The organism is Promicromonospora citrea (genome assembly GCF_013004695.1).
Lineage (GTDB): Bacteria > Actinomycetota > Actinomycetes > Actinomycetales > Cellulomonadaceae > Promicromonospora > Promicromonospora citrea.
On record NZ_JABEMG010000252.1, the window covers coordinates 1 to 2465 of the forward strand.

Genomic DNA, 2465 nt, shown 5'->3' on the forward strand with positions numbered 1-2465 from the left:
CCGTGCTGCTCGTCGGGCCGGGGAACAACGGCGGCGACACCCTCTACGCCGGCGCGCACCTCGTGCAGCGCGGGCTGACGGTCACCGCGGTCCTCGCGTCCGCCCGCGCGCACGAGGCAGGCCTCGCCCGGTTCCGCGAGGTCGGCGGCCAGGTGGCGAGCCTGGCCGACCTCCGCGTCCCCGCCGTCGTCGAGGCCGTGCGCGGTGCCGACGTCGTGCTCGACGGGCTGGTCGGCGTCGGCGCACGCGGTGCGCTCCGGCCGCCGGCAGGCGGCCTCGTGCGGGCGCTCGCCGACGCTCGTGCGGCCGCGGGCGACCAGTGGCCGTACACGGTCGCCGTCGACATCCCCAGCGGGATCGGCGTGGACGACGGAGCGCTCCCCGGCCCGGTCCTGCGAGCTGACCGCACGGTCACCTTCGGCGCCCTCAAGCCCGGCCTGGTCCTGCCGCCCGCCGCGGGCGTCGCCGGTGCCGTGGAGCTGGTCGACATCGGGTTCCCTGCCACGCCGGGTGCCGCACCGCGCACCGCAGGCCCCCGCCACGCCTGGGGAGCCGCGGACCCCGCGGCCGGGCGCGTGCTGCGGCTCGAGGCCGCCGACGTGGCGGAGCTCTGGCCCGTGCCGGGGCCGGGCGACCACAAGTACACGCGCGGCGTGGTCGGCGTGGTCGCGGGGACGGGCACGTACCCGGGCGCCGCCGTGCTCGCGACGTCGGGCGCGGTGCTCACCGGTGCCGGCATGGTGCGCTACCTGGGACCCGAGTCGGTCGGCACGCGCGTGCTGCTGGCCCGGCCCGAGGTGGTCGTCGCGGGCGGACGGGTCCAGGCCTGGGTGCTCGGTCCCGGCGTCCCCGTGCTCGACCCCGACGACGACGGACCGGACGACGAGGGCCAGGCCCGCCGGATCTTCGGGGCGCTCGCCGCGGTGACGGGCGTGCTGTCCGAGGACGTCACGGGCGGCCGGGTGCCCGCCGTCGTCGACGCGGGCGCGCTGACGATGCTGGAGCACAGGCTGCCGGCGTTCGCGGTGCTCACGCCGCACGCGGGCGAGCTGGCCGAGCTGCTGCGCGGGCTCGGCCACGACGTGGACCGGGCGGCGGTGGAGGCGCGTCCCCTGCACTGGGCGCGCACCGCCCACCAGGCGACGGGCGCCACGATCCTGCTCAAGGGGGCAGTCACGGTCGTGGCAGGCCCGGGTGACGTCTACACCCAGGCGGACGCGCCCGCGTGGACCGGGACGGCAGGCGCCGGCGACGTGCTCGCGGGCATCCTCGGCACGCTGCTCGCCGGGCGCTCGGCCGAGGCCGTCCGGGACGAGACGCTCGCGGCGCGCCTCGCCGCCGCGGCCGTCCTGGTGCACGGGCGGGCCGCGACGCGGGCGTCGGCGGGCGGGCCGGTCGCGGCGCTGGAGATCGCCCGTGCGGTGCCCGCCGTGGTCGCGGAGATCCTGGGCCGTTGACGGGCGGCCGTCGCCCCCGCCGAGGGCCGGGGGACACAGCCACGAGATGCCGACTCCGTTCGACTGGTGTAATGAAATGGGCATTCGTGATCTAATTCCGTACCACAGTCACAATTCGCACGAATTCTCACCTGACATAGACTCCCTGACGCGCTTCTCATCAATATTCATGTAAGTGGCGAATTGGGGTTTGCGTGCCATCAAGCTACGGGCCTTCCGTGGCCGTTCCTCCGGTGCTGTCGGAGTCGATGACGGGCCAGGCAGGCGTCAGGGGGAGAGATCTCGTGGTCCACGGCCGTGACCGGGAGCTGCGCGTCATCGGTCACTTCGCGACGGACCTGGACCCGACGGTGCTCGTCGTGCGCGGGCTCAGCGGGATCGGCAAGACGGCGACGGTGCTGCAGGCGCTGCGGCAGGTCGGGGCGGGCTCGTCGGCCGTGCGGATCGTGCGCCCGTGCTCGACCCGCCCGTCGGCGCACGACCTCGACACCACGCGCCGCATCGACCTGTCCGCCTGGGCCGTGCCCGACCATGCGGGCGACGCCGAGCTCGACGCGGCGGGCCTGCTGCGTGCGGTGTCGACCGGCGCGGACCAGCTCGGCTCGGGCCCGCGCGTCCTGTTCGTCGACGACGTCGGCGTGCTCACGCAGGACCGCGCGCGCTGGCTCCAGCACCTCGCGGACGAGGCGTACGGGCAGGACTGGCGGGTCATCGCCGCGGTGCGCAGCATCGCGGTCGAACAGCTCTCGGACGACGTCGAGGTGCTCGAGCTGGGGCCGCTGGACCGCGCCGCCCTGCGCCGCGTGCTCGACACGGAGCTGAGCACGCCCGTCGCGGCCGACGTCGTCGAGCAGCTGCGGTGGTGGAGCGCGGGCAACCCGCGGCTCGCGCTCGAGCTCGCCGGCTCGCTCACCCCGGCGGAGCTGCGCGGGGACGCCCTGTGGGCGGGGCCCGACGGCGTAGGGCCCGCCGCGCGGCGCGCCTACCGCGCGCTGCTCGCGGGCCTCG

General features: G+C 76.2%; 2 protein-coding genes. Both read left to right on the plus strand.

All coding sequences use genetic code 11. The features are described from left to right. Positions 1–1457, plus strand: a 1457-nt coding sequence (locus HLB15_RS23260) for a bifunctional ADP-dependent NAD(P)H-hydrate dehydratase/NAD(P)H-hydrate epimerase (protein ID WP_171109107.1), incomplete at its 5' end; no start/stop codon positions are given. Positions 1458–1675: 218 nt separating this feature from the next. Continuing rightward, a partial coding sequence (locus HLB15_RS23265; RefSeq protein ID WP_171109109.1) for a hypothetical protein occupies positions 1676–2465 on the plus strand: 790 nt, incomplete at its 3' end.